A 23,438-nucleotide genomic window follows, 5' to 3' on the forward strand; every position below is an offset into this window, starting at 1 on the left:
CCCCCGCCCATTCACGCGGCACGGAAATCAATCGACCTCGCACCGTTCGTTGCGCCGCCGGAATTCGCATGCTCCGTGCACCCGTTTCCCCTCACTTCACGGAGTCCGGATCCCGCCGACCCACCATGAGAGGAACACCGTGTCCCGCGCCCTTCCGCTAAGAGCCGTGCTCGCCTCCGCGGCCGTTCTCACGGCGATCGCGCCGATTGCCCTCCCGGCCCCCGCCCTGGCGAATTCGCCTGCCCCGGCGGCCTCGGTCGCCGGCCGACACACCGGTCCGGACGTGATCAACACCCGGGCGGCCGACGTCTACCCGGAGGGCGTCGCCTGGGACCCCACGCGCCGCGCCTTCCTGGTCGGCTCCGCCCTGAAGGGCACCCTCTCGGTGATCCGGCTGGACGGCACCGTCGAGGAGCTCGCGCCGAGCATCGGCATGGTGTCCACCCTCGGTGTCCGGGTGGACACCGCGCGCAATCGCATCCTCGTCGCGTACAGCGACTTCTGGATCCGTCAGCGCCTGGAGGTCGGGGATCAGCCCCCGACCTCGGGTGTGGCCGTCTTCGCCCTGGACACCGGCAAGCTGCAGCGTCGTATCGACGTCGCCCAGGGGCTTCCCCGGACGTTCGCCAACGACCTGACCTTCGACCCGCAGGGCAACGTCTACGTCACGGACTCCGTGTCGCAGACCCTGCAGCGGATCGACCTCGCCGGCCATGTCACCCCGGTGGTGAGCGACCCCCGCTTCGCCGCGCAGATCGTCGGTCTGAACGGCATCGTGTGGCATCCGGACGGTTATCTGCTGGCCGTGCGCTACGACGACGGCCGGATGTTCAAGATCCGTCCCGACGCCCCGGCCGGCCGCAAGGTGGCCGAGGTGGACCTCGCTGAGCCGCTGGTGGGTACGGACGGGCTCGGACTGCGTCCCGACGGCTCCCTGGTCGTCGTCACCAACTCCATCGGTGCCGCCGTCGGCGCGCCGGGCGGCGTGGACGCCGTCAAGGTCGTGGGTTCGCGCGACGGATGGCGCAGCGCGTCGGTCCGCTCGCGGGTGGACCCGTGGCCCGTCGGCGGCCCCACGACGGTGGCGGTGACGCCGTACGGCGACTACGTGCTCAGCGGTGAGGTGGGGACGGTTCTGGTCGGGGAGACCTCGGACCGGATCGTCCTGCGTCGCCTTCCCTGCCCGGGCCCGGTGCGCCACGGGCACTCCACGAGCAGCAACTCCACGAGCAGCAAGGGGATCATCCGATGACGACAACCAAGAGCCGAGGCGTTCTCTGGGCGTTGGTGGCCACCTCTCTGCCCATGTTCATGGTCTCGCTGGACAATCTCGTCGTCACCAACGCGCTGGCGGAGATCAGCCAGGACTTCGACGTGAAGCAGTCGGAGCTGCAGTGGGTGATGAACGGCTACGTGCTGGCCTTCGCCGGTCTCTTGCTGGCCGGTGCGGCGCTGGGTGACCGGTTCGGGCGCCGCCGGGTGTTCCTGGGCGGCATCGCCCTGTTCACCCTGTCCTCCGTGGCGTGTGCGATGGCCGGTTCGGTCGTGACGCTCGTCATCGCCCGGGTGTTCCAGGGTGCGGGCGCGGCGGCCATTCTTCCGGTCTCGCTGACGCTGGCCGTCGGCGCGGTGTCGCGGGCGCAGCGGAACCTGGCCGTCGGTGTGTGGGGCGGTGTCAACGGTCTCGGTATCGCGGCGGGTCCGCTCGCGGGCGGTCTGGTGACCGAGAAGATCGAGTGGAGCTGGATCTTCTGGATCAACGTGCCGGTCGGTGTGATCGCTCTGCCGCTCGCCCTGTGGGCGGTCAGCGAGAGCCGCGGCAAGGAGCGGAGCCTGAACGTCCCGAGCATGGTGCTGGTGACCGCGTCGGTCGTGTCGGCGGTCTGGGGCATCGTGTCGGCGGCCGACCACGGCTGGACGCACGTCACCACGCTGACCGGGCTGTCCCTCACGGTGGTTCTGGCGGTGGCGTTCATCGTGTCCGAGCGCAACAGCAGGCACCCGCTCATTCCGACGCACATGTACCGGGCGCCGGCCTTCGTGCTGAGCAACGTGGTCTCGATCACGATGTACTTCGGTGTCTTCGGGTCGATCTTCTTCCTCACGCAGTTCCTTCAGGGCCCGATGGGCTACTCCCCGTTCGAGGCGGGTCTGCGCACCATCCCGTGGACGCTGGCGCCGATGTTCGTGGTGCCGGTCGCCAGCCAGTTCGTGGACCGGATCGGCGGCGGAGTGCTGCAGGCGGCGGGCTGCGCCCTTCAGGGCGTCGGCCTGGGCTGGATCGCCCTGGTCGTGACGCCGGACGTCGGGTACGGCGCCATGGTGCCGGCGCTGGCGCTGGCCGGTATCGGTATGGGCCTGGTCTTCGCGGGCAACCCCGCCACGGTGATCTCGGCGGTGCCGGAGAACGAGCAGAACAAGGCGTCGGGTGCCAACAACACCAGTCGTGAGTTCGGTGGCGCGCTGGGTGTGGCGGCACTGACCACCGTGTTCAGCCGTCAGTTCGCCGACAACACCTCGGGCGATCCGGCCGCGGCGTTCACCGACGGTCTGGAGGCCGCTCTGTGGATCGGTGTGGCCGTCGTGATGATCGGCGCGGTGAGCGGCATGTTCATCCGGCGCAGTGCGGAGCGGGCCGGCGACGAGGCGGCCGAGGAGAACGCGGTGTCGGTCCCGGTCGGCTGACCGGTCCGAGGCCCGGCAGACCACCCCGAGAACTGGTTCGGAGGAACCGATGACCACCCAGGTGCTGGAAGACGCCACGACGCCCGTGGCTCCGGCCGTCGAGTACGGCCGCACGATCGAGCGCTCGCTCGCCCACCGTTCCGCCATCTCCGAGGTCTTCGTCACGGACGTCAGGAGTCTGCGGCCGATGGCGGTGACCGCGGGTATCCACCTGCCGCTCACCCACCTCTACTACAGCGACCACCGGCAGCGGCCGAAGCTGCACGACTCCCTGCTGCTGCTGGAGGCGGGCCGGCAGTCGGCGATCGCCGGGTCCCACACCAACGCCGGTGTTCCGGCGGGAACCATGGCCATCGTGCACGCCTTCCAGTTCTCTCTGCGGAACCTGCACGCGCTGCGGATCGGCGGCGAGCCGGGGCCGCCGAGGGTCGACACGGACTTCTTCGGCAAGACCGCCCGGCACAGCGGGCGTTACCGCAAGGGCCGGCTGGAGCAGCGGATCTTCATGGGTGACGTGCATGTCGCCGACCACTCCATGGACGTGCTCTTCCTCAAGGGGGACGAGAACGAGATCCTGCGCCACGCGCAGCGCGGTACGCCCGCGCCGCTCAGCTCGGACTTCACCGAGGCTGCGGGTGACGTCGAGCGGGTGGCGCCGGAGCTGGTGGGCCGTGACAACCCGTTGAACGTCGTGCTCACGGAGCCGGAGTTCACCGAGGGTTCCGTCACGGCCCGGGTCGCACCGCGCTTCGACAACCCGGCGCTGTTCGACCACGTCTACGACCATCTGCCGGCCATGACGCTGGTGGAGGCGGCCCGCCAGCTGGCGCTGCTCACGGTGGCGTCCGCCGGTACCGGCCGGGCCGCCGCGTCCGGTTCGGGCTCGCTGTGTGCCATCGGTTACGAGGGCGGGTTCGAGCGCTTCGCGGAGCTGGACATCCCCCTGACGGCCACCGCGACGCCGGCTCCCGCGGGTGCCGGGCAGCACGCGGTGCGGATCCGTTTCCATCAGGACGCAGCTGAGATCGCGGAGCTCACCGTCGCCGTGGCCGATGTCTCCCACCTCGACGGATCCTCCAGGAGCCGGCATGCCTGACACCACACCACCGCGTCTGGCCGTCTGGTCGGACTTCGGCGGGGTTCTCACCCCTCCGCTCGCCCACACGATGAAGACGTTCTGCGCCTCGATGGGCCTTGACCAGCAGGTCCTCGGTCGCGCCCTGGCCACGGTCACGGCCCGTTACGGCACCAGCGACATCATGGAGCCGATCGACACCCCGGTGGTGACCGAGGAGGCGTGGCTCCAGGAGATCGGCGATGTGCTGGAGGCCGAGCACGGCGTCACGCTCCGCCTCACCACGATGGCGGACGCCTGGTTCGACGGGCGGGAGACCAACCACGCCTGGGTGGCCCAGTTGCGCAAGGCGCGGGAGCGCGGGGCGTTCGTCGGGATGCTCTCCAACATGGTGCCCGCCTGGGACCCGTACTGGCGGCGCATGATCGAGCCCGACGGGCTCTGGGACGACGTGATCCTGTCGTTCGAGGTGGGCCACCGCAAGCCGTCACCGGGCATGTTCGAGCTCGCCTCGCGGCGGGCGGGTGTGCCCGCGGAGCGCTGTGTGCTCGTGGACGACATGGCGCAGAACTGCGCGGGTGCCGAGGCGGCCGGCTGGCAGTCGGTGCTGTTCCTCGATGCCGAGAGCGCCGGTGACCGGCTCGCCTCCCTGTGGGAGGACTTCGCGTGACGCACCGTACGCCCGCCCCGGCCACCACCACGCCCCCGACCGCGGTCCGGCCTCGTCCGGCCGGACCGCGGCACCCCACCAGGAGGAAGTGCATATGAGCCGCTCCGTACTCGTCACCGGCGGAAACCGGGGCATCGGGCTCGCCACCGCGCGGGCCCTGGCGGCCGAGGGACACAAGGTCGCCGTCACCTACCACAGCACGCCGCCCCCGCCCGGCTTCTTCGCCGTACGGTGCGATGTGACGGACCCCGCGCAGGTGAAGGCCGCCGTCGAGGAGGTCACCGTCCAGCAGGGGGCCGTCGAGGTCCTGGTCTCCAACGCGGGCATCACCCGCGACCAGTTGCTGATCGGTATGCCGGAGGAGGACTTCCGGGCCGTGATGGAGACCAACTTCCAGGCCGCGGTCACCGTCACCCGCGAGGTCGTCCCGGCGATGATCAAGGCCCGCTGGGGCCGGCTGATCTACATGTCGTCCATCAACAGCATGTCCGGCGCGCCGGGGCAGACCAACTACGCGTCCGCGAAGGCCGCGTTGATCGGTTTCGCCCGCTCGCTGGCCATCGAGCTGGGCCGGCGCAACGTCACCGTGAACGTGGTGGCTCCCGGAATGATCGAGACCGACATGGTGGAGCACGTCACCGACGCGCGCCGCGAGGCCGCCCTGGCCAGGACCGCGCTGGCCCGCACCGGCACCCCCGAGGAGGTGGCCGCGGCCGTGCGCTTCCTCGCCGGTGAGGACGCCTCGTACGTGACCGCCGGGGTCATTCCGGTCACCGGCGGTCTGGGCGCCGGGCACTGAGCAGCCCCGCCGGGCCAGCGAAAAGAAGATTTCCGGGGTATCTCCCCGGGTTCCCTCCCCACCGTTCGAGGAGTCATCAGATGAGCACCGAAGCACTCGACCTCTCCATCAACATGGGCCTGATCTTCAACGACCTGAGCGAGGAGGCCGCCCTCAAGTACGTCGCGGACGACTTCGTCGACTACGAGGCCCAGGCCGGCGTCCCGAACGGCCCGTACGGCTACCTCGGCACCGCGCGCTGGGTGCACAGCGCGTTCGAGGGCGCCAAGTGGGAGCACCTGGACAGCTTCTCCGAGGGTGACCGCGCCGTCCTGCGGCTGCGCTTCACCGGCAAGCACACCGGCGACTTCCTCGGTATCGCGCCGACCGGGCGCGACGTGGACGTCGAGCAGTCCCACATCTACCGGATCGAGAACGGCAAGGTCGTCGAGCACTGGGGCTTCCGCCAGGACCTGCTGCTGCTGACGCAGATCGGCGCCATCACCCTCGTGCCGCCGACCCCGGCCGCCGTCTGACCCGCCCGGCCTTTCCGGCCCCTTTCCTGAGACCTGTCGCGCCACCCCTTCACGTTCGCTCCTTACGAAAGGACCCACCATGACCGTGCAGACCGTGGAACTGGATGCCGAGCTGCGGACCCGCGTCATCGACATCGTCAACGAGGAACTGGAACTGGAAGACGGTGAGCTGACCGAGGACGGTCTGTTCATCGAGGACTACGACAGCGACTCGCTCACGCTGATAACCGTCGTCTCCCGAATAGAGAAGGAACTCGGTTTCGTCCTTCCCAAGGAGGAGCTGGAGTCCCTGACCACGCTCCGCACGCTGCTTCTCGCCGTCGAGGGATGCGCGCGGAATGCCTGAGCCGACCTTGCGCCGAGTCGTCATCACGGGGCTCGGAGCGGTCAGCCCGGTCGGAATCGGCGTGCGGGACTTCGCCGATTCCCTCCGGGCGGGCCGGGTCGGCATCGGGCCGGCCCGCAGCTTCGACGCCACCCCCTTCCCCAGCCGCAAGGCCGCCGAGGTCGACGACTTCGACCCGGCCGCCCTCCTGCACCACCTCGACCCCGACCGCTGGGGCCGCAGCGCGCTCCTGGCCGCCGCCGCCTCCCGGCTCGCGGTCGAGGACTCCGGCATCGATCCCCTGCTGCTCTCCGCCGGCCGGTCCGGCTCCATCATGGGCACCACCAGCGGCGAGTCCGCGGTGGCCCAGAGCCTGGGCGGCCAGTGGGTCACCCAGGGCCTGAAGGGCCTGGAGCCCCGCCTGGTCGGCCAGTTGCCGGCGGGCCAGATCGCGGGCGCCGTCAATGCCGAACTCGGCCTGAGCGGTGACGCGCAGACCATCCCGACCGCCTGCTCGGCCAGCAACTACGCGCTGGGGTACGCCTTCGACATGGTGCGCCTGGGCGAGGCCGACTTCATGCTGGCCGGCGGCGCCGACTCCGTGAACCGGCTGACCCATGCCGGGTTCTACGCCCTGGGCGCCATGGCCCAGGACCTGCCGCAGCCCTTCGACGCCAACCGTTCGGGCATCATCACCGGCGAGGGCGGGGCCGCCCTGCTGCTCGAACCGCTGGAGCACGCCCTGGCCCGCGGTGCCCGCATCTACGCCGAGGTGCTCGGCTACGCGGCGAACTGCGACGCCTCCCACATGGTGCACCCGGACGCCACGAGCATCGCGGACTGCATCAAGGCGGCGCACCGCAACGCGGGCGTCGTCCCCGACCAGATCGACTACATCTGCGCCCACGGCACCGGCACGCCGACCAACGACGCGACCGAGGTCCGGGCCGTCCGCCAGGTCTTCGGTGACCGGCTGCCACCGATCAGCTCGATCAAGTCGATGCTCGGCCACACCATGGGCGCGGCCAGCGGCTTCGGCGCCATCGCCTGCTGCACCGCCCTGGAGCAGGGCTTCCTGCCGCCGACCGCGAACCTGGTCGAGACGGATCCGGAGCTCGGGCCCGGCGTGGACTGTGTCCCGGGCCGGGGCAGGGACGCCCGGGTGGAGATCGTCCAGAACCACGGCTTCGCCTTCGGCGGCAACAACGTCATCACCATCCTCGGGAGGTACCTGTGACCACGGCCGCGCCCGTGCAGCCCCTGCCGGTCGTCGGCGCCGGAGTGGTCTCCAGCGCGGGCTACGGGCTGGCGCCCCTGGCCGGAGCGCCGGCCCGGGACGCGTCGCCGGAGTCCGCCGCCGGGGCGGACGCGGCCTACCCGCCGCGTCCGCTGCGGCCCGTCCCCGGCTTCAGGGCCGCCGACCACCTGGGCCGCAAGGGCATCAAGAACCTGGACCGGCTCGCCCAACTGAGCCTGGTCGCCTGCAAGCAGGCCCTCGAAGCGGCGGGACCGGCCGCGGCCGGCACGGACCCGGCCAGGACCGGTGTGGTGCTGGCCACCAACACCGGCTCCATCGCGGGCTACTCCGACCTGCTGTACGAGACCCTCACCCTCGACAAGCCCTACCTCATCAACCCGGGCAAGTTCGCGGGCAGCGTCATGAACTGCAGCGCCGGCCAGATGGCCATCCGGCACGGTCTCAAGGGCCTGAACGCCACGGTGGCCGGCGGCCGCAGCGCCAGCCTCTACGCCTTCCGGCACGCGAGGCTCGCCATGGCGGCGGGGCGTGCCGAGGAACTGCTCGTCGGCGGTGCCGAGGAACTCAGCGCCCCGACGGCCTGGGCCTGGCACCACGCGGGAACGCTGCGGGAGGCCGCCCCGGTCGGCGAGGGCAGCGCCGTCTTCGTCGTCAGGGCCGAGGAGTCCGCCGGCGAGCCGGTCCTCGCGGAGCTGCTGGCCTGCGAGGTCGGCTTCTTCGGCTGGACCGGGGTCAACCGGCGGGCCGGGCTCGGCCGCGGTCTGACGAACGGCCTGGTCACCGCGATCAACCGAGCCCTGGAGCGCAGCGCGGTGGCGGCCGAGGACGTGGCCGACGTGTCCCTGGGGGCCGGTGACCACATCGGGCTCGACCGGGTGGAGGAGCGTGCCGTGCGGCTCGCCCTGGGCCGGCTGCCGGACCCGGTGCGGGTCACCGAGGTACTGGGCGAGACGTACAGCGCCGGCGGGGCCATGCAACTCGCGGCGCTCCTCGCCCGCTGGCAGGACTCACCGGGCGGCGGGAAGCCCCGTATCGGCCTGATCACCTCGGTCGGCCACGACGGCAACGCCGGTGCGCTGGTCGTGCGCGAGCGGGTCTGACCCGCGACAGGAACGTCAGCCCCGCCCTGGTCCTGTCCGGCGTTCCAGCGCGGGAGAGGAAGCGGCGGAACTCCGGACAGGACCGACAGGAACAGGACGGTTGAGCCGCATGGTGAAGCGGGATGAGTGGGACGCCATCGTCGTCGGAAGCGGCATGGGCGGCCTGGTGTGTGCGGCGTACCTGGCCGTGAGCGGCCGCCGCGTCCTCGTACTGGAGCAGCACGACGTGGCGGGGGGAAACAGTCATGTGTTCCGCCGCCGCCGGGCCTACGAGTTCGACGTGGGCGTCCACTACCTCGGTGACTGCGGTCCGGGCGGGCTGCTGCCGGCGATCTTCTCCGGCCTGGGGCTCGAAGGCCGGGTGACCTACCGGGAGATGGACCGGGGCGGCTTCGACCGGATCGTGCTGCCCGGTCTCACGGTCGACGTGCCCGTGGGCTGGGAGGCGTACACGAAGCGGCTGACGGCGGCGCTGCCCGCCCAGCGTGAGGGCATCGAGCGGTTCACCCGGATCTGCGCCGCCGTCGGCGCGGAGACCCGTTCGATGATGCTGTCGGACGGTGAGCCGTCGCTGGCCGACCTGCTGGCGCGTACCCCGGTCACCGCCGAGTGGGGCCGCCGAACGCTCTCCGAGCTGTTCGACCACTGCGGGCTGGGCCCACGGGCCCGTACCGTGCTCGCCGCCCAGTCGCCCAACTACGGGATGGGGCCGCGCCAGGCCACCGTCTCCACCCACGCGGCCGTCACCGACCACTATCTGCGGGGCGCCTACTACCCCGAGGGCGGCGGCCAGGTGCTCGCCGCGGCGCTCGTCGAGGCGCTGGAGGCGCACGGCGGGGAGCTGCGGACCAGGAGCCGGGTGGAGCGCATCCTCGTCGAGGACGGCCGGGTCACCGGGGTGGGGATGACGGGCGGCGACGTCCACAGCGCTCCCCTGGTGGTGTCGAACGCCGACTACTCCCGGACCGTGTTCGACCTCGTGGGAGAGGAGCACTTCGGCCGCAGGGTGGTGTCGAGGACCCGGCAGGCGAAGATGGCGCTGCCGCTCGCCACGCTCTACATCGCCACCGACAAGGAGCTGCCGGCCCGTCCGAACGCCAACCTGTGGTGGTACCGGGACGACGACATCGAGGCCTACTACGAGCAGGTGGCGAAGGAGACCATCAGTCCGGTTCCCTTCCTCTTCGCGTCGTTCGCCTCGCTGAAGGACCCGGGCACCGCGGCCGTCTGCCCGCCGGGGCACAGCAACTTCCAGGTGATGACGCTGTGTCCGCCCGGATACGACTACTGGGGGGTGGACAAGGGCCCGGCGGCCGGTGAGCGCTACCGGCGCAACGAGGGCTACCAGCGGCGCAAGGCGGAGCTGACCGAGGCGATGCTGAGCACGGCGGAGGAGGCGCTCGGCCCGTTCCGGGAGAACATCGTGCACCTGGAGACGGCGACCCCCATCACCCACGAGCGCTACACGCTCGCCACCGGCGGGACCCCGTACGGGCTGGCCGAGTGGGGCGGTACGGGCAGCCGCCCCGACACCCGCACCAGCATCGAGGGCCTCCACATGGTGGGGACCAACACCCGGCACGGCACCGGCATCACGGGCTCCGCGGCCGGCGGAATGGCGCTGGCCGGTCAGCTCCTGGGCCGCGGCCTGATGGCCGAGGTCCACCGGGGCGCGCTCCTGGGTGACCCGGACCTGTTGCCGGAGCGTGCGGAGGGCTGGGACCCGCTGGCCGTCTCCCGCGGCTCCGGCCGGCAGGGCGCCCGCGGGCTGGCCCGGATCGGCTGATGGAAGGAGAGCGGGAAGCCCCGGGGAGATGCTCCCCGGGGCTTCCCGCGTTCCCGCGCCGTGCCGCCGGACTACTTCGCCCGGCCGAGGCCGAGCTGGCCGGCCCATCCGCCGTCCACGCGCAGCAGTTCACCGGTGATGTAGGTGGAGTCCTCGCCGGCCAGGAACGACACCGCGCCGGCCACCTGCTCGGGGGTCGCGAACTCGCGCAGCGGCAGTTGCCGTTTGATGGCCTTGCCGCCGTCCTTCTCCAGCAGTCCGCCGATCAGGTCGGTGGTGGTGAACCCGGCGAGGACCGCGTTGACCCGGACCTCGAAGCGGGCCAGTTCGACGGCGGCGGCGCGGGTGAACGCGTTGACGGCGCCCTTGGAGGCGGAGTAGTTGGACTGCCCGACCCAGCCGCCCTCGCCCATGACCGACGAGATGTTGATGACGTTGCCTTCGCGCTGGGACATGAAGTGGCCGGCGACGGCCCGGGTGCAGTGGTAGACGCCGCCGACGTTGACCTTGAGCACCTCCCACCAGTCCTCGGGCGACTGGTCGAATATGAGCCCGTCCTGCGCCACTCCGGCGTTGTTCACCAGGATGTGCAGCCCGCCGAGCCCCGCCATGGTCTCGTCCACCAGTCGCTGGGCGGCGTCCGGGTCCGACACGTCGGCCTGAAGGGCGATCGCCCGCCCTCCCAGGGCGGTGATCTCCTCGACCGTGCGCTCGGCCTCGTCCTTGCGGGAGCGGTAGTTCACGGCGACCGCGGCACCGTCGGCCGCGAGACGGAGCGCGATGGCCCGTCCGATGCCGCGGGAACCACCGGTGACCAGGGCGGCCCGGCCTTCGAGGCTCATCAATTGACTCCTTCTCCAGGTGAACCGGATGCGTACCGCAATGTGTTCCGAAATTCCGAATACGTCGAACAACCTTATCCAGCATGCCTGTTGACCATGCCGTCGACCGATACCACCTCGGCAGCCGCACCTGTTCCTTTCGAGGCACGAACAGGCACCGCCGGCCGCGGGAAATCCTTTCAAGTGGTCCGCCGGGGGTCCGCGGAATTGGCCTGGAAGTCTCTCCCGGCCCGCTGCGAAGCTCCTTTCACTACGACAGCGAAGGGCGGTAAACAGATGAGGAAGAAAGGCAATTCACCTTCCGTCATCGTCGGATACGGACACGCGGGCCGCGATCTGCACCATCGCGCGCTGCGGGACATCACGGGCGGCCGGTCGACGGTGATCGCCGTCGATCCCCGCCCCGCCGAGGTGGCGGGAGGGGAATGGGTGCCGGACGTCCGCGGCGCCGTGACGGCGCTGTGGGCGGCGGGCCACCGGGTCGCCGACGCCGTCTTCCACGTGGCGGTGCCGCCCGACGCCCACCGGGACTGCCTGGAGCAGCTCCTGCACGCCGGGGCGCAGCGCTTCATCCTGGAGAAGCCGATCGCGCACACCGTCCAGGAGGCCGCCCACCTGGTGGACCTGGCGGAGGCCACCGGGGCCGTGGTGCTGCCGATGAGCGTCTGGCCGGCCAGCAGGGTCACCGAGGCCGCCGAGGAGCTCGTCGCCTCTGGGACGATCGGTGAGCCGGTCTCGTACCACATGGAGCAGAGCAAGCCGCGCTTCCGCCGTTCGCTGCAGACCCAGGGGCACGGCAGTGCCTTCGAGGTGGAGCTGCCGCACCAGCTGCTGCTCGCCCTGCATCTCGCCGGGCCCGTCGCGGAGGTCACCGGTTCGCGCGGCTGGGACCTGCCGCTGCCGTCCGGCCGGCTGGCCCGGCTGGGCGGTGCCGAGGTCACGTTGCGGCACACCTCCGGCGTACGGACCACGCTGTACACCGATCTGGCCTCGCCGGTACGCCGGCGGCGGCTGCACATCCACGGCACCGAGGGCACGCTCGTGGCGGACTACCCCGTCTCCGGCGACGACGACTTCGGCCAGGTCCGCATCGCCGGACGGCCGGTCCGCAAGGTCGTCCAGGACGCCCCGCTGACCCGGTTCATCGAGCAGGCGTACGCCCACTTCCGCGGCGAGGCCCCCGCGCCGCGCAGCAATCTCGCCCTGCACCTGGAGTCCATGGAACTCCTCGACACCGCCCGCGCCGCCGCGTTCGCGGACTCCGGCACCCCGGCCCCGCAGGAAGCAGCATGAGCACCGTTCTGATCATCGAGCCCCGCTCCTCCGGACTGGAACTGGTCACCCGCGCCCATGAACTCGGGCACACCGCCCTCGTACTGACCGCCGGCCTCGGGCCGGGCAGCGCCCCGGCGAAGGCCGACCGGGTGATCACCGCCGACACCTCCGACCAGGCCGCCGTACTCGACCTCATCCGTACCCTGCACGCCGAGACGCCGCTGGACGCCGTCCTGCCCGGCTTCGAGCACTTCGTCTCGCTCGCCGCCCACGCCGCCGCCGCGCTCGGCCTGCCCGGCATCGACCCGGCGGGAGTGGAGTTCCTGCGCCACAAGCACCGGATGCGCCGGGCCGTGGACGCGGCGGGCCTCGACCAGCCCCGGTACCGGATCGTCTCCGGCGCACGGTCGGCCGCCGCCGCCTACGCGGAACTCGGACCGGTGTGCGTGGTCAAGCCGGTCGACCAGTCGGGAAGCCTCGACGTCCGCAGGGCCGGCACCGGGGCGGAGACCGTGGCCGCGTTCCGCAGGGCGCTGCGCTCCGGCCGGGCCGACGGCTCGCGCGGCGGTCTCGGACTGGTGCTGGTCGAGGAGTACGTCGAGGGGCCCGAGTACAGCGTCGAGGGGTACGTCGAGGACGGCCAGGTGCACATCCTCGGCATCACCGAGAAGATCCTGGGGGCCGAACCGCACTTCGTCGAGGTCGGGCACATCGTGCCCGCCCAGCTGAGGACGACGGCGGCCCGGGAGATCAGGACCTACATCGCCCGCGTGCTGGACGCCGTCGCCCTGGGCATCGGGCCCTTCCACGCCGAACTGCGGATGTCCGCGCGCGGCCCGCTGCTGATGGAGGTCGCGGCCCGGCTGCCCGGCGACCGCATCCCCGACCTGCTGCGCCTGGCCTGCGGCCACGATCTGTACGAGATCATGCTGCGCTGCTACCTGGGCCTGCCCAACCCCGAACCGGCCGTGTCCCGTACCGGCGCCCGGGCCGGCATCCGCTACTTCCTGCGTCCCGGCCTCGACACCTACCGCGAGTTCCGCGTCGACCCGGTGATCGAGTCCGATCCGCGGGTGCGCGAGATAGGTGTCCTCCTGCCGCCGGGCAGCGCCCTGCCGGATCCCGGCAGCTCGGCGGGCCGGCTCGGTTACGTGCTCGCCGCGGGCGCCTCGTACCGGGAGACGGCGAGCGTGCTGCGACGCGCCGAACGTGCCGTGACCTTCAGCTGAGCCGTCCGAGCCATCCAGAGCACCTGTCCACGAACCATCCGGAGACCCGATGAACCGCCATGTCCTCATCATCAACCGCTGGACCAACTCCTTTGCCGAGTACCACCGTTACCTCGACCACACCGCCGATCGCGTCGCCTATCTGACCACTGCGGCGGGCCGTCCGCCGCTCGACGAGGAGCTGGCCGAGGACATCCGTGTGCTCTCCGATCTCTCCGACACCGCCGAGGTCCTGGCACAGACCACTCAACTCGTCGAGCAGTACGGCCCGTTCACGCATGTCCTCGCGCTCTCCGAGTTCGACCTGGAGCCCGCGGGCGAGATCCGCCGGCACTTCGGCATCCCCGGCCGCGGCCCCGAGGAGGTCGCCGCCGTCCGGGACAAGGTCGTGATGAAGGGCCTGGTCGCGGCGGCCGGCCTGCGGGTGCCCGCCTTCGCGGAGACGCCCACGGCCGGTCTGGTGCGGGAGTTCGCCGCACGGCACGGCTATCCGTTCGTCCTCAAGCCGCGCGCGGGCGCCGACAGCCAGGGCGTGCACGTGGTGCGCTCCGAGGCACAGCTGGACACCCTGCTGAGCGTTGCCGGGCTCGCCGACGCCCAGTGCGAGGAGTTCATCGACGGGGCGCTCTACCAGATCGACGGGGTGGTGCAGGGCGGCAGGCTGCTCACCTCACGCGCCTGGCGCTGCGGCGGCAGCTGCCTCGACTTCGCCACCGGCACGGCCTTCAGCTCGGTCGCCAACGACGACCGGGACTTCGAGCAGCGGGTGACCGACTTCGCCGAGCGCGTCTGCGCCGCCCTGGACCTCACCGACGACGTCTTCCACCTGGAGGTCTTCCGTGCCCCGCGGCCCTCGGGCGACGGCGACGACCTGGTGTTCCTGGAGATCGGGGCACGGGCCGGCGGCGGTCAGGTCCGGGTCATCTGGGAGGAGGTCTACGGGGTCGATCTGGTCGCCGCCTCCGCACGGGTGCAGCTCGGCGACGACGTGACGATCGCGCCGATGGACCTGGACGGTCCGGTCGCCGGGTATCTGATGATGCCCGAGCCTCCCGTACGCCCCGCCGTCGTGGACGCGGTGACCTCGCTGGTGGGCCAGGTGCCCGCGCTCTGCTCGGAGACCCTGCCGCCGCCCGGCACCGTGCTCAGCGGCAACGGCGGCGCCGTCCACACCGCCGGCACGTTCCGCTACCGGGCGGAGCGCTCGGAGCAGGTCGAGGAGGCCATCCGGCAGACGCTCGCCGCCTACCGGCTCGACTGGCACCCGCAGGGCGAGCAGCCGGCCGACGCCCGGGGCCCGGCAAGCCGGGAGGCCGTCCATGTCGTCGGCTGAGCTCCTCGACCGGGCCGGACCCCCGGCCCCAGAACCGCCGCCCCGCGGACTCTGGCACCACCGGGACTTCCGCAGGCTGTGGGCCGGACAGACGGTCTCCCTGCTCGGCTCCCGGGTCACCGAACTGGCCCTGCCGGTCACCGCGATCGTGCTGCTCGACGCGAGCCCGGCCCAGCTGGGACTGCTGAACAGCGCCCAGTACCTGCCGGTGCTGTGCGTGACCCTGTTCGCCGGGGTGCTGGCCGACCGGGTGCGCCGCCGTCCGCTCCTGATCACCGCCAACCTCGGGCGGGCCGCGATCCTCACCGCGGTGCCGCTGCTCGCCTGGCTGGGCGGGCTCGGCATCTGGGCCCTGTGTGCCGTGGCGTTCGCGACCGGGGTGCTCACCGCCCTGTTCGACGTGGCGTACCAGGCCTATGTGCCGTCCCTGGTGGCCAAGGAGCAGCTGGTCGAGGGCAACAGCAAGCTCCAGGCCAGCCGTTCGGTCGCGGAGACCGCCGGGCAGGGACTCGGCGGGACACTGATCCAGGTGCTCACCGCGCCCGTCGCCATCCTGGTCGACTGCCTGGGCTATCTCTTCGGCGCGGCCATGCTGCTGCGGATCCGCACCCCGGAGACCCGGCCGGTCCGCGCGGCCGGTGGCCGGTCCTCGGTGCGCAAGGACATCGCCGCGGGGCTGCGCATGACGCTGAACAGCCGGCTGCTGCGCGTGATCATGCTGCACGCCTCCTTGTACAACCTGCTCTGGGACGTCGTCCTGGTCGTCTTCCCGCTCTACGCCCTCCGCGTCCTGCACCTCGGCCCGGCCGGCCTCGGCATGGTCATCGCGGTCGGCAGTATCGGCGCGTTCGGCGGCGCACTGTCCGCGGGCCGGCTGGGGAAGCGGCTCGGGGTGGGCCGCGCGATGGTGTCCGGCATGGCGGTCGCCTCCTCGGCGACCCTGCTGCTGCCGCTGGCGGCCGGTGCCGGCACCGGGGCCGGATACGCGCTCCTCGGCATCAGCTACGTCCTCAACGGCTTCGGCATCGCGATCTTCAACATCCACTCGATCACGCTGCGCCAGGCCACCGTGCCCCCCGAACTCATCGGCCGGGTCAGCGCCACCTTCCGGTTCCTCACCTGGGCGGTGATCCCGGTGGGCGGGCTGCTCGGCGGGCTGCTCGCGTCCGCGGCCGGTCCGCGGACCGCACTGGCCCTGACGGCGGGCGGGCTGACCGCGGCGGCGGTGGTCTTCCTGTGCTCCCGTACCGCCGTCCGCTCGTAGCAGCCCGGCCTGACAGCATTGATGATCCCGACAGCATCGATGTCCCCGTTCCCGTCCCCGTTCCGGATCCAGGAGAAGACATGTACGTCAAGGTATGCGGTCTGAGCCGCCCGCAGGACGTGGCGGCCGCCGTCGAGGCCGGGGCCGACGCGATCGGCTTCGTCCTCACGCCGAGCCCTCGCCAGGTCGCCCCCGCCGACGTCCGCGCGCTGGCCGCGCTGGTGCCGGAGGGAACCGCCACGGTCGCCGTGTTCCGCGGGGAGCCGCTCGACGAGGTGCGCCGGGCCGCCGCCGAGGCGGGCGTCGACACCGTGCAGCTGCACGGGGCGGAGCCCCCCGAGGCGTTCGCCGCGCTGCGCGCCGACGGGTTCCGGCTGATCCGGGCCACCTCGCCGGAGGGCGGGGCACCGCTGGAGACCGGTGCGTACGGCGAGGACCTGCTGATCATCGACTCACCCCGGCCCGGTTCCGGGGAACGCTGGGACCCGGCCGCGCTCGGCGTCTCCCCCACCGGCCCGTGGCTCCTCGCCGGCGGTCTCGCCCCGGACAACGTCGCCGGGGCCGTCGCCGGCCTGCGGCCCTGGGGAGTGGACGTCTCCAGCGGCGTCGAGCGCACCCGCGGAGTCAAGGACCCGGAGCTGATCAGGCAGTTCGTGGCCGCGGCCAAAAAGGCGGCGGCATGACCCACGCGGCCCGCCGGGCACTGCCACCAAGTGCGGAGGGACTGTCTCCTAAGGCTAATTGAGGGCGCATCGGTGCGGACCGCAGTATCGGATTGCCGCTTCCCGGACGCGTACGGGCGCACCCGGCCACGTGCCCGGTGCACGGCACTGACGTCCACCGCACCCGCCGAATCACCTGGGGGATCCATGTGGCTGCCCACATCCGGGAAGCACCGCGACTTCATCGAGCGCTATCTGACGCTGCACGACCGGTACACCGCGGGTGAACTCGGCGAGGAGGAGTGGCGTACCTGGGCGCAGCGGCAGCTGCGCGCGGTCGTCGCGCTCGCGCAGGAGGGCTCGCCCTTCTACGCACGGCACCTGGCCGGCGTGCCGGCCGGCCGGCTCACCCTCGACGACGTGCGCTCGCTGCCCTTCACCACGAAGGACCACCTGCGCACGGCCATGTCCGACGTCCTGAGCCGCGATCTCGACGAGGCCTGCTTCTTCTACGAGACCACCGGCACCACCGGACCGGCCACGCCCTGTCCCCGTGACCCGCGCGAGGTGATCGCCTCCAACGCCCATGTGACGGAGAGCTGGCGGAACATCTTCACGGACGTCTTCGGCGACCGGGCCCCGCGCGTCGGCGTGATGGGTCCCACCGAGGTGCACTCGCTCGGCGACACCCTGGGTGACGTGGCCCGTAACGTGGGTTCGGCCGTCGCCAAGATCTGGCCGTACTCCCCCGTCATCGGCTTCCCCAAGGCCCTTCAGCTGATGCGGGACCTGGCCCTGGACGTCGTGTTCTGCACACCGAACGTGGCGCTCTCGCTGGCGCGGGCCGCCCGTGAGCAGGGGCTCGACCCGCGCCGCGACTTCGCCGTGAAGGTCTTCCTGGTCACCGGGGAGATGTGCACCCCCGACCTGGCCCGCCAGATCGACCAGGCCTGGGGCGCGCGGACGTACAACGCGCTCTACGGCTCCCAGGAGACCCTGGTCATCGCCTCGGCCTGCGCACACGGCCGGCTCCACCTGGCCCGGCCCAACTACATCGCCGAGCTCGTCGATCCGGACACCGGCGCCGCACTCGGCGACCGGGGTACCGGGGAGCTCGTCGTCACCATGCTGATCGACGGCATCAAGCCGCTGATCCGCTACCGGACCGGCGACCTGGTCGAGCTCTCCGACAACGTGTGCGGCTGCGGCATCCGGGGCCCCGTCATGCGGGTCGTCGGCCGCACCCGCGACCGGATCGTGCTCGGCGGTCACAGCTTCCAGGCCTGGCAGATCGAGCAGGCCGTCCTGCGCCGGATCGACCACAGCTACGGCTACCAGGTCGTCATCGACCGGGCCGAGGACGGCGAGGACCTGATCACCGTCCGGCTCGACCTGCCCGACGGGCGCGTGCAGGGGCCAGGTCCTGTACGGAGTTCCAGCGCGGGAGAAGGAGCGGTGTCCGGTGCCGTCGGATCCAAGGCGGAGGAGGGAGTGATGGCGGAGCCCTCGCGACTGACGACAACGCCGGAGGCGGCGGTGCCGGACGCCGTGACGCCGCGGGGGAACTCCGTACAGGGCCTGGAGGCCGCCCACGCGGCACGGGTCGCCGACGCGCTCGGGGTGCGCTGCCGGGTGGAGCTGCCGAGCGAACTGGACCCGGTCACCACGACCGGCGCCTTCGTCAGCTGGAAGGCGGCGCGCATCCACGACCGGCGTGCGCCCATCGACCACGAGACGGCAGCCGCCCGCCGGCTCGCCGGGGCCCGGGGGCACCGCGCATGACCGAGCCCCTGCTCCGCGCCCAGGACGTCCTCGGCGCCGACTCCGACGCCGACACGACGCCGTTCCCCATCCTGTGGGAGCCCGCCCGGATACCCCACTCGCCGCTGCTGCGGCCCGGCACCCTGCGGGTCGGCACGCTCGGCCCGGACGGCACCACGTCGATGGTCGCCCTCTCCCGTCTCGGGTACCGGCTGGCCCACCTCGGCGGCCCCGTCGTGGAGCCCGTGCCGTACGACTCCTTCGAGGAACTGCTCGCCGCCGTCGGCAGCCGCGGTGGTCCCGCCTACGCCCTGGTGCCGGGGGCCGCCGAGTGCGCGACCCGCTTCTTCTGGTCGCCCCGGCTGCGGCTGGACGCCACCTTCTCCTCACCGACCCCCGAGTACGGCATCGCCTCCGGTCCTTCGGGGCTGCGTGAGGGCATCCTGCGCCTCGCGACCCTGCACGAGACCCGCCGTCTGGTGGAGCTGCTCGACGGGGCCGAGGGGGGCCGGGGCGGGTACGACATCGCCTGGGTGCCCGCCGAGTCCACGATCCACGCCGCCCAGCTCGTCGCCGAGGGGCGCGCGGACGCCGCCGTCACCAACGAACCGGGGCGCGCCCGGCACCAGCTGGAGTTCCAGGTCTCACGGCCGGGTGTCCCCATGGTGTGGATGGTGTTCGGGCCCGCGGTACTCGCCCGCTCCGAGGGTGCCCGGCCGTCCGTGGGGAGCCGGCCGTGACCACTGACCGCCGACTGCTGCTGCACGACGTCACCGTCCAGGAGGGGCTGGGCCGCGCCTCGCTGCCCGCCCGCTCCGTGCTGGTGTCGGGCGAGCGCATCGAGGCCGTGCTGCCGGCCGCGGAGGCTCCCGCCGAAGGCGACTTCGTCCGCTGGGACCTGGCCGGGGCCACCGTGCTCCCCGGCATGACGCTGGGCCACACCCACATCGCGTACGTCAATGTCACCACCGGCCGCGAGACGCTGTTCAAGTACCGGGTGCCCGAGGTCGCGCTGCATGCCGCCCGGCACGCGGCGGACCTGCTGAGCTGCGGTTACACGGCGTTCGTCGGGGCCGGATCGGTCGCCGGGATCGACATGGCGCTGAAGAACGCCATCGAGGCCGGCGTGATCGCGGGCCCGCGCATCACCCCGTGCAGCCGCGACCTGATGGTGTCGGGCCCGCCGGGACGGCGTTCGCCCGAGCTCAAGGAGCGGATGCCGCGCGAGCTGATGCCGGTCGTGGACGTCCTGGGCGATCTGGTGAAGTACACCGAGGAGGAGATCGACGAGGGCGCCGAGATCATCAAGGTGTTCTCCTCCGGGGACGACACGTTCCCTAACGCCCGTTCCGAGGAACTCCTCTTCACCCGTGAGGAGTTGTCACTCGTCGTCGAGACCGCGCACCGGCGCGGCGCCCGGGTGCGGGCCCACTCCCGGGGCCTGGCCGGCATCCGCAACGCGCTGGCCGCCGGGGTCGACGTCATCGACCACGCCACGTACGCGGACGACCGGGCGCTCGACGAGATCGCCGGGCGGGGCGTGTTCGTGGTGCCGAGCCTGTTCCAGCCGGACCGGCTGCTGGCGCTCGGGGAGCGGTTCGGCAAGGCTCCCGACTATCTGGAGTCGCTGGACTTCCGGGACGAGATCGAGAACACCCTGCGCTTCCTCCCGACGGCCGAGGGCCGCGGCATGAAGATCGTGCCGGGTGACGACTTCGGCTTCGCCTGGACCCCGCACGGTACGTACGCGGACGAGCTGGTGATGTACGTGGAGCGGGCCGGGATCGCGCCCGAGACGGTCATCAAGTGGGCCTGCGCCAACGGGGCCGAGCTCGCCGGACGCGGTGCGGACGCCGGGGTGGTGGCGGCGGGCCGCCTCGCCGACCTGGTGGTGTGGGACCGCGACCCGGCGGCGGACCTGACGGTGCTCCAGGACAAGGGGGCGCTGCGGTCGGTGCTGGTCGGCGGGCGCCACGCGGCGGGCCCGGTGGCACCGCCCGCATCCTGAACCATGCGTCCGGGCCGGGCTGTTCACCCTGCGGGGCTGAGCAGCCCGGCCCTTTCGTTGCGGGGCAGCGACAGCAGCCGGGCGGTGTCGCCGCGACCGCCGTGCGGCAGGAGCAGGATCCGCATCAGGTCGATCATCCGGTCCATCAGTCCGCGTGCGGCGGCCAGGCCCTCCTGGTCCTCGCCCGGGGCGAACTGGTCGTGCACGAAGGCGGGGAAGCCGCTGCCCGGCACGATCATCCGGTTGAGCAGGACGTTGTCGATGAGCTGCCCGTAGACCCGGTCGTGGCTGTAGCGGCGGCCGGTGACCACGACGCCGGCCACCTTGTTGGCGAGCGGGCGGTCGAAGCGCAGATGGCCGACCCCGGCCCGCTCGATGAAGTTCTGCATGACGCCCGCAAGACCGAAGCCGTGCACCGGCGCCGCGTACAGCACCCCGTCGGCCCGCACGAGGCGGTCCACCAGGGCCGGCACGTCGTCGTCCAGGGCGCACGGCAGCGGGCGCACATTGCAGTCGCCGCACGGCCCGCAGGGCGTGATGTCGTACTCGGCGAGCGGGATCACATCGAGGTGCACCCCGTGCTCGGCGGCCTGGGCCGCCAGCATGCGCAGCACCCTTCCGGTGAGTCCGTCGGGCCGTTCGGAGCCGTTCAGGGCGGCTATCGACGCCCAGGGACCGTGGTCGACCATGGCTGTATCCCTTCGAGGAAGTTGGCGATGAACGCGGATCCGGTCTGTGTGGTGATGCTTTCGGGGTGGAACTGCACGCCCTCGACGGCCAGCCGGCGATGGCGCAGCCCCATCACGCAGCCGTCCTCGCGGGCCCGTGCGGTCACCAGGAGTTCGGCGGGCAGCGGGTCGGCGACGGCCAGTGAGTGGTAGCGGGTGACCTCGGTGCCGTCGGCGAGTCCGGTGAGGATCCCGGAGCCGTCGTGGTCGAGGCGGCTGGTCTTGCCGTGCACGGTGCGCGCCGCCCGTTCGATCCGGCCGCCGTAGGCGAGCCCGATGGCCTGGTGGCCCAGGCAGATGCCGAGGAGCGGTACCCGTCCGGCGAAGTGGCGTACGAGTTCCGGGTGGCCGGAGTCGGCCGGGTGCCCGGGGCCGGGGCCGAGGACCACCGCGTCGGGGCGGCGGGCGTCCAGCTCGGCCGGGGAGTGCGTGAGCGCGGTGACGACGTCCGTGCGGGCGCCCTGCTCGCGCAGGTAGTGGTCGATGATGTGGACGAAGCTGTCGCGTGCGTCGACGAGCAGGATCCTCATGCCGTCAGCACCTCGCCCGTCAGGGCGGCGTACACCGCGCTCATCTTGATCAGGGTCTCGCGCCATTCGCCGTCGGCCGAGGAGTCGGCAACGACGCCGGCGGACGCCTGCAGCGCGTACGTCCCGGTGTCGGGGTCGTGGACGGCGGTACGGATGCACAGGGCGAGGGTCGCCGCGTGCCCGCGTACGTCGATCAGGCCCAGCGCGCCCGCGTAGGCGCCGCGCGGCCGGCCCTCGATCTCCTGGATCAGTTCCATGGCGCGGACCTTGGGCGCCCCGGTCATGGTGCCCGCGGGGAAGGTGGCGCGCAGGGCTGACCACACGTCGGCGCCGTCGGCCAGTTCACCGCGGACCGTGGAGACGAGGTGGTGGACCTGGGCGAAGTGCTCGACGGCCATCATCCGCTCCGCGGCGAGAGTGCCCGGCACGGACACCCGGGCCACGTCGTTGCGGCACAGGTCGACGAGCATGATGTGCTCGGCGCGTTCCTTCTCGTCGGCGTGCAGCGCGGCGACCCGGCGGGCGTCCTCGGCGGGGTCGGCGGCCCGGGCGGTCGTGCCGGCGATGGGCCGCATCGCCAGGGTCCGGCCCTCGATCCGCAGCAGCAGTTCGGGACTGGCCCCGACGAGGGTGCGGCCCGCCCACGGCACCAGGTACATGTACGGCGACGGGTTGCTCCGGCGCAGCCGGCGGTAGGCGTCGATGGCCGGCAGCGGGGTCCTCACCTCGATGCGGTGGCCGATCTGGATCTGGTAGACGTCGCCCGCCCTGATGTGCTCCAGGCAGCGGCGCACCCGGTCGGTGAACTCGTCCCGTCGGACGGTGCGGCGCACGCTGTACGCCGGCGGGGCGGGCGGCACGGGGTCCGTCGCCGGCTCGGGCGGCAGGGTGGCCACGAGCGCGGAGAGATCGGCACCCAGAATGCCGGGGCCCCCGAACTCGGGTGCGTCCGAAAGAAGTTGGTGGCTCTCACCGGTCGCCAGGTTGTAGGTGACGACGTACCGGAAGAGGGTGAGGGTGATCTCCGGGTCGTGGCCGGGGGCAAGCGGCGGCAGCTGCTCCAGGTGCCAGGCGGCCTCGTAGCCGAGCACGGCCAGGAACCCGAAGGCGTAGGTGTCCAGCGGTACGTCGGTCTCCACGGCGAAGGCCCCGTTCACGGCCTCCAGCAGGTGCCGGACGTCTTGGCGGGCGCGGTCGGTGAGCGGACGCAGCCGCTCCACGACCTCCGGGACGCCGTCCAGGCCGATCCGTCCGTCCCGCACGGTGATCCGGGCCAGTGGCTCGGCGCCGACCGCGGCGAAACGGCAGTCCTCGTCGGGGCCGGCCAGGCTCTCGAAGAGGAACACCTGGTCCTCACCGAGCAGCCGGCGCAGCTCGGCGCCCAGGGCGAGCGGGGGGTGCGGCGGCAACGGGGTGCGCGCCACGGTCACCCGCAGGGGTTCGGCGACCGCCCCGGGTGGTGCTGCGGCGGGCTCGACGGCGGTCATGGTCATCGCGGGCGGTCTCTTTTCGGTACGGGGGTCGGTCAGCGGCTCGATCCCAGCCAACCAACAGCGCGTACCTGCACGGCAGTCCACTGTTCCGGGCCGGCGG

The 23,438-nt window shown here is 72.0% G+C and carries 22 protein-coding genes; 18 read left to right on the forward strand and 4 right to left on the reverse strand.

The genetic code is table 11. From position 1 onward, the window contains the following. The first annotated feature begins 166 nt into the window (after positions 1-166). The 10 genes from OG446_RS15995 to OG446_RS16040 all read left to right on the forward strand — a co-directional run bounded on the left by OG446_RS15995 (position 167) and on the right by OG446_RS16040 (position 10,213). Entirely contained in the window at positions 167-1,252 is a 1,086-nt protein-coding gene (locus tag OG446_RS15995) for an SMP-30/gluconolactonase/LRE family protein (protein ID WP_328894687.1), read from the forward strand. After that, positions 1,249-2,685 carry an MFS transporter gene (locus OG446_RS16000; protein WP_328894688.1) on the forward strand — a complete coding sequence of 479 codons (1,437 nt, stop codon included), beginning with the start codon at positions 1,249-1,251 and terminating at the stop codon, positions 2,683-2,685. The genes OG446_RS15995 and OG446_RS16000 overlap by 4 nt, the downstream gene beginning before the upstream one ends. 49 nt (positions 2,686-2,734) lie before the next feature. After that, on the forward strand, positions 2,735-3,781 hold the full coding sequence (locus tag OG446_RS16005; protein ID WP_328894689.1) for an AfsA-related hotdog domain-containing protein: 1,047 nt from the start codon (positions 2,735-2,737) through the stop codon (positions 3,779-3,781). Continuing rightward, entirely contained in the window at positions 3,774-4,430 is a 657-nt protein-coding gene (locus OG446_RS16010; protein ID WP_328894690.1) for an HAD-IA family hydrolase, read from the forward strand. The genes OG446_RS16005 and OG446_RS16010 overlap by 8 nt, the downstream gene beginning before the upstream one ends. A 94-nt stretch (positions 4,431-4,524) precedes the next feature. After that, on the forward strand, positions 4,525-5,229 hold the full coding sequence (gene fabG / locus OG446_RS16015; RefSeq protein ID WP_328894691.1) for a 3-oxoacyl-ACP reductase FabG: 705 nt from the start codon (positions 4,525-4,527) through the stop codon (positions 5,227-5,229). An 80-nt stretch (positions 5,230-5,309) separates the two neighbouring features. Continuing rightward, positions 5,310-5,744, forward strand: a complete 435-nt coding sequence (locus OG446_RS16020) for an ester cyclase (RefSeq protein ID WP_219567262.1) — start codon at positions 5,310-5,312, stop codon at positions 5,742-5,744. Positions 5,745-5,823: 79 nt separating this feature from the next. Continuing rightward, positions 5,824-6,090 (forward strand): acyl carrier protein, encoded by a 267-nt coding sequence (locus OG446_RS16025; protein WP_148020103.1) that lies wholly within the window; start codon positions 5,824-5,826, stop codon positions 6,088-6,090. After that, positions 6,083-7,306, forward strand: a complete 1,224-nt coding sequence (locus tag OG446_RS16030) for a beta-ketoacyl-[acyl-carrier-protein] synthase family protein (protein ID WP_219567261.1) — start codon at positions 6,083-6,085, stop codon at positions 7,304-7,306. Before OG446_RS16025 ends, OG446_RS16030 begins: the two co-directional genes overlap by 8 nt. Then, a complete protein-coding gene (locus tag OG446_RS16035) occupies positions 7,303-8,427 on the forward strand; it encodes a beta-ketoacyl synthase N-terminal-like domain-containing protein (RefSeq protein ID WP_328894692.1) in 1,125 nt (374 codons plus the stop codon). The genes OG446_RS16030 and OG446_RS16035 overlap by 4 nt, the downstream gene beginning before the upstream one ends. Before the next feature lie 109 nt (positions 8,428-8,536). Continuing rightward, a complete protein-coding gene (locus tag OG446_RS16040; RefSeq protein ID WP_328894693.1) occupies positions 8,537-10,213 on the forward strand; it encodes a phytoene desaturase family protein in 1,677 nt (558 codons plus the stop codon). A 71-nt stretch (positions 10,214-10,284) separates the two neighbouring features. On the opposite strand, the gene OG446_RS16045 is transcribed toward OG446_RS16040, so the two are convergent. Further along, the gene (locus tag OG446_RS16045) at positions 10,285-11,055 is read right to left on the reverse strand and encodes a 3-oxoacyl-ACP reductase family protein (RefSeq protein WP_328894694.1); all 771 of its coding nucleotides are present in this window, start codon (positions 11,053-11,055) and stop codon (positions 10,285-10,287) included. 276 nt (positions 11,056-11,331) lie between these two features. Between OG446_RS16045 and OG446_RS16050 the strand changes: the two genes are divergently transcribed. The 8 genes from OG446_RS16050 (at position 11,332) to OG446_RS16085 (ending at position 20,587) form a co-directional block, all read left to right on the forward strand. Beyond that, on the forward strand, positions 11,332-12,348 hold the full coding sequence (locus OG446_RS16050; RefSeq protein WP_328894695.1) for a Gfo/Idh/MocA family protein: 1,017 nt from the start codon (positions 11,332-11,334) through the stop codon (positions 12,346-12,348). Beyond that, entirely contained in the window at positions 12,345-13,559 is a 1,215-nt protein-coding gene (locus OG446_RS16055) for an ATP-grasp domain-containing protein (protein ID WP_328894696.1), read from the forward strand. The genes OG446_RS16050 and OG446_RS16055 overlap by 4 nt, the downstream gene beginning before the upstream one ends. A 49-nt stretch (positions 13,560-13,608) precedes the next feature. Next, complete coding sequence (locus OG446_RS16060) at positions 13,609-14,892, forward strand: ATP-grasp domain-containing protein (RefSeq protein ID WP_328894697.1); 1,284 nt, start codon at positions 13,609-13,611, stop codon at positions 14,890-14,892. Beyond that, positions 14,879-16,156: an MFS transporter gene (locus OG446_RS16065; protein WP_328894698.1), complete on the forward strand. Its 1,278-nt coding sequence runs from the start codon at positions 14,879-14,881 to the stop codon at positions 16,154-16,156. Before OG446_RS16060 ends, OG446_RS16065 begins: the two co-directional genes overlap by 14 nt. Before the next feature lie 80 nt (positions 16,157-16,236). Next, on the forward strand, positions 16,237-16,839 hold the full coding sequence (locus OG446_RS16070) for a phosphoribosylanthranilate isomerase (protein ID WP_219567253.1): 603 nt from the start codon (positions 16,237-16,239) through the stop codon (positions 16,837-16,839). Positions 16,840-17,025: 186 nt separating this feature from the next. Continuing rightward, on the forward strand, positions 17,026-18,600 hold the full coding sequence (locus tag OG446_RS16075) for a phenylacetate--CoA ligase family protein (protein WP_328894699.1): 1,575 nt from the start codon (positions 17,026-17,028) through the stop codon (positions 18,598-18,600). Beyond that, entirely contained in the window at positions 18,597-19,319 is a 723-nt protein-coding gene (locus OG446_RS16080) for a hypothetical protein (RefSeq protein WP_328894700.1), read from the forward strand. Before OG446_RS16075 ends, OG446_RS16080 begins: the two co-directional genes overlap by 4 nt. Further along, a complete protein-coding gene (locus OG446_RS16085; RefSeq protein WP_328894701.1) occupies positions 19,316-20,587 on the forward strand; it encodes an amidohydrolase family protein in 1,272 nt (423 codons plus the stop codon). Before OG446_RS16080 ends, OG446_RS16085 begins: the two co-directional genes overlap by 4 nt. A gap of 23 nt (positions 20,588-20,610) precedes the next feature. On the opposite strand, the gene OG446_RS16090 is transcribed toward OG446_RS16085, so the two are convergent. The 3 genes from OG446_RS16090 to OG446_RS16100 are packed head-to-tail and all read right to left on the reverse strand — an operon-like array spanning position 20,611 to position 23,338. Beyond that, positions 20,611-21,276 (reverse strand): flavodoxin family protein, encoded by a 666-nt coding sequence (locus OG446_RS16090; protein ID WP_219567249.1) that lies wholly within the window; start codon positions 21,274-21,276, stop codon positions 20,611-20,613. After that, positions 21,246-21,845 (reverse strand): anthranilate synthase component II, encoded by a 600-nt coding sequence (locus OG446_RS16095; protein ID WP_328894702.1) that lies wholly within the window; start codon positions 21,843-21,845, stop codon positions 21,246-21,248. Before OG446_RS16095 ends, OG446_RS16090 begins: the two co-directional genes overlap by 31 nt. Then, positions 21,842-23,338, reverse strand: a complete 1,497-nt coding sequence (locus OG446_RS16100) for an anthranilate synthase component I family protein (RefSeq protein ID WP_328894703.1) — start codon at positions 23,336-23,338, stop codon at positions 21,842-21,844. The genes OG446_RS16095 and OG446_RS16100 overlap by 4 nt, the downstream gene beginning before the upstream one ends. Positions 23,339-23,438: the final 100 nt, after the last annotated feature.

Origin of the sequence: Streptomyces sp. NBC_00236, from assembly GCF_036195045.1 — a bacterium.
Taxonomy (GTDB): Bacteria; Actinomycetota; Actinomycetes; order Streptomycetales; family Streptomycetaceae; genus Streptomyces.